This is a genomic window from Pseudomonas migulae NBRC 103157 (assembly GCF_002091715.1).
In the GTDB taxonomy this organism is placed as follows: domain Bacteria; phylum Pseudomonadota; class Gammaproteobacteria; order Pseudomonadales; family Pseudomonadaceae; genus Aquipseudomonas; species Aquipseudomonas migulae_A.
In genome coordinates, this window is record NZ_BDAG01000088.1 from 1 (window position 1) to 3,059 (window position 3,059).

4 protein-coding genes are annotated in these 3,059 nt (G+C 56.2%); 1 reads left to right on the forward strand and 3 read right to left on the reverse strand.

What is annotated here, in order from left to right:
• The first annotated feature begins 149 nt into the window (after positions 1 to 149).
• The gene (locus PMI01S_RS30660) at positions 150 to 656 is read left to right on the forward strand and encodes a GrpB family protein (protein ID WP_084323902.1); all 507 of its coding nucleotides are present in this window, start codon (positions 150 to 152) and stop codon (positions 654 to 656) included.
• Positions 657 to 683: 27 nt separating this feature from the next.
• Here PMI01S_RS30660 and tnpC read toward each other — a convergent pair whose 3' ends face one another.
• From tnpC to tnpA, 3 genes are all read right to left on the reverse strand, one after another.
• Complete coding sequence (gene tnpC / locus PMI01S_RS30665; RefSeq protein ID WP_084323903.1) at positions 684 to 2,210, reverse strand: IS66 family transposase; 1,527 nt, start codon at positions 2,208 to 2,210, stop codon at positions 684 to 686.
• A gap of 81 nt (positions 2,211 to 2,291) precedes the next feature.
• Positions 2,292 to 2,627: an IS66 family insertion sequence element accessory protein TnpB gene (gene tnpB / locus PMI01S_RS32200; RefSeq protein ID WP_019692603.1), complete on the reverse strand. Its 336-nt coding sequence runs from the start codon at positions 2,625 to 2,627 to the stop codon at positions 2,292 to 2,294.
• Positions 2,624 to 2,956 (reverse strand): IS66-like element accessory protein TnpA, encoded by a 333-nt coding sequence (gene tnpA, locus PMI01S_RS30675; protein WP_139272989.1) that lies wholly within the window; start codon positions 2,954 to 2,956, stop codon positions 2,624 to 2,626. The genes tnpB and tnpA overlap by 4 nt, the downstream gene beginning before the upstream one ends.
• Between the last annotated feature and the right edge of the window lie 103 nt (positions 2,957 to 3,059).

Here is a 3,059-nt window from a genome sequence, read left to right on the forward strand (position 1 = left end):
GTAAGCGTCCGGCCAAGACGCCCCCTCGAAATCACAATCAGTCGGGACTTTCGAAACCCGTCTACCAACACAGCTGTCGCAGAGAAATTTCAAAATTTTTGAACCGAGGTTAATCTTCTACCCCTTCGACTATGACGCAAGGACAGCTGATGGCCCTCACCAGTGAAATCTCTCCATACAACCCTCAGTGGCCGCTACTTTTTACCGCCGAAAACCGCCGAATAGCGGAGGGCTTCGGTGCTGAGCTTATCGGAACTCATCATATTGGTAGCACCGCCGTTCCGGGGCTTTCTGCCAAACCGGAAATCGACATCTTGGTTGTGGTGTCGGAGCATATAAATGAGGTGGCTCGTAGCGAGTTCATGCGTACATTGGGCTATGTGCGGGGAACAGATCTTTCCGCCGGACACCACTTTTATCGTCGCGATGTTGATGGGGTGAGAACTCATAAAATACACGTGTGCGTTGCTGGTCATGGACAGATTGCACGAATGTTACGTTTCCGCGACCTGTTGAGAGAAGACAGCACTATCCGCAAGCAATACCAGGATTTGAAGCTGCGGCTCGAAGCTAACAACCGGGGAGGCATTGCTGAATATCTCGCGCATAAGGCGCCCTACATTGACGCCTTGATGAGTATTCACCTAGGGGATTAAGTCCGTGTTCATATCAGTTCTCCAGAGCTAAACGGGTATCCACTGATGCGGCAGCAACTCAGCAACCTCACTCGCCCGCTGCGTCGGCAGACGCGTGAGAACATCCTTCAAGTAAGCATACGGATCATGCCCATTGAGCCGCGCAGACTGGATCAAACTCATGATTGCAGCCGCGCGTTTGCCACTGCGTAACGAGCCTGCAAACAACCAGTTCGAGCGTCCAATTGCCCACGGCCGAATCTGGTTCTCACACCAATTATTATCGATGGGCACGGCACCGTCATTGATATAGCGCGTTAGCGCTATCCAGCGTTTGAGGCTGTAATCCAACGCTTTGGCGATGGCCGATCCCTCAGGCACAAGCTGCCTCTGAGCGATCATCCACGTATGAAGTGCGTCGATGATCGGCGCTGCTTTGTCCTGCCGTATGCGCTGCCGGATATCCGGTTCCAGCTCGCGCGCCTCTCGCTCAACTTCGTACAAGGCTGCGATGTAATGCAGCGCTTTTTCGGCGATCTGGCTCTTGTTGGTCGCGTGCAAATCGAAGAACTTGCGGCGCGCATGCGCCATGCAGCCGATTTCCGTAACGCCCAGCTCAAAGCTTGCCTTGTAGCCAGCAAAGTCATCGCAGACCAGCTTGCCGTCCCATTGGCCGAGGAAGTTTCGAGCGTGTTCACCAGCACGGCTCGGGCTGAAGTCGTAAACAACCGCCGCCAGCTCGGAGAACTGACTCGTGGCGTAGGCCCAGACGTAAGCGCGATGAGTTTTCTTCGCGCCAGGCATCAGCATTTGTACCGGCGTTTCGTCGGCGTGCACGACGCCGTGCGTCAGCACCGCTTCGCGCAATGCATCCACCAGCGGCTGTAGCTGCACGCCACAAGCGCCAACCCATTGCGCCAGGGTCGAACGGGCGATGGGCAACCCAGCACGTCCGAAGATTTTCTCTTGGCGATACAGCGGCAGATGGTCGGCGAACTTGGCCACCATGACGTGGGCGAGTAGGCCCGCTGTCGGTATGCCTTTGTCGATAACATGCGCCGGTACCGGCGCCTGGATCAGCGTTTCGCAATGTTCGCAGGCCCATTTCCCACGAATGTGGCGCTCGACCGTGAACACGCCGGGCGTGTAGTCGAGCTTTTCGCTGGCATCTTCGCCGATGCGTTTTAAGGCACAGCCGCACTGGCAGTGGCTGTTTTCCGGTTCGTGATGGATCAACGTGCGAGGGAACTGCGATGGCAGCGCAGCGCGCTTGGGCTGCTGGCGAACTTTGGCTTCGACTGCTGCCGGTTGCAGCGCCTCAAGTTCGGCTTCGATAGCCGCGATATCGGTGTCGATCAAGTCGTCGAGCAAGCTGGCTTGATCCGGACTTAGCTGCTCGCTGCGCTTGGCAAATTTGAAGCGTTTGAGCAACGCGATCTCGTGGGCCAGCTTCTCGTTGACCGATTTGTGATGAGTAATTTGCTTGTCCATCGTCTCGACACGCTGGATCAACTGCGCCGCCAAGGCACGCAGTTCTTCAGGGTTTAATTGATCGAGATTCAGATGCGAAGTCATGCCGCCGATTTTGCCAGAGAGGGCTAATGGCGGCGATAGACTGATGGGCCAATTGCGCTGGTAAGCGCGCCATGGCGGGTGTTAAAGCATCGAGATAATTCCGCCTGCACCGACGCGTTGCCAAGGTAAACCGAGTACCAGGGCCTGAAGTTGCTCGGCATCCAACTCAACTTCGGAGCCGTGTCGCACACCAGGCCAAAAGAAGCGCCCTTGATTCAAACGCCGGGCTGCAAGCCAAATCCCCACACCGTCATGCACGAGCACTTTCATGCGATTGGCGCGACGGTTGGCGAACAGATAGGCACAGTGCGGCTTCGCCGCACCGAACACCGCGATAACTCGCGCGAGCGCGGTTTCAGTGCCGGCCCGCATGTCCATGGGCTCGGTGGCGAGCCAGATCGAGTCGATGCGGATCATCGCAGCAGGTCTCGTAAGAAAGCGGAACACGCCGCTGCATTTTCTGCCGGCCAACTCACCACGACTACGCCTTTTGAATGAGGCACTTCGATTCGGATCGTAGCGGGAAGAGCTTGATGCGTCGCTATCTTTGGCGATGCCTTGATCGGGATGAAGGCGGTTTGCAGCGTCAGAGTTTTCTGCGCATGCACCCGAATCCATTTATGGACGAGGTTGGCATTGAGGTTGTGTGTCAACGCGACATTGGCAATCGAGATGTCAGGCTGTGCGCACTCGGCAATGACCTGAGCCTTGAAGGATTTGGAATAGGAACGGCGTTCTTGTGGCATGGGCGTCCGCTTAAAAAGGCTAGAAATGGTGTCCACTTAAATTTAGGTGGACACCATCGCCTCAAGCGACGGTGTCAGGAAGGTGTGTTGCCCGGACGGTTAC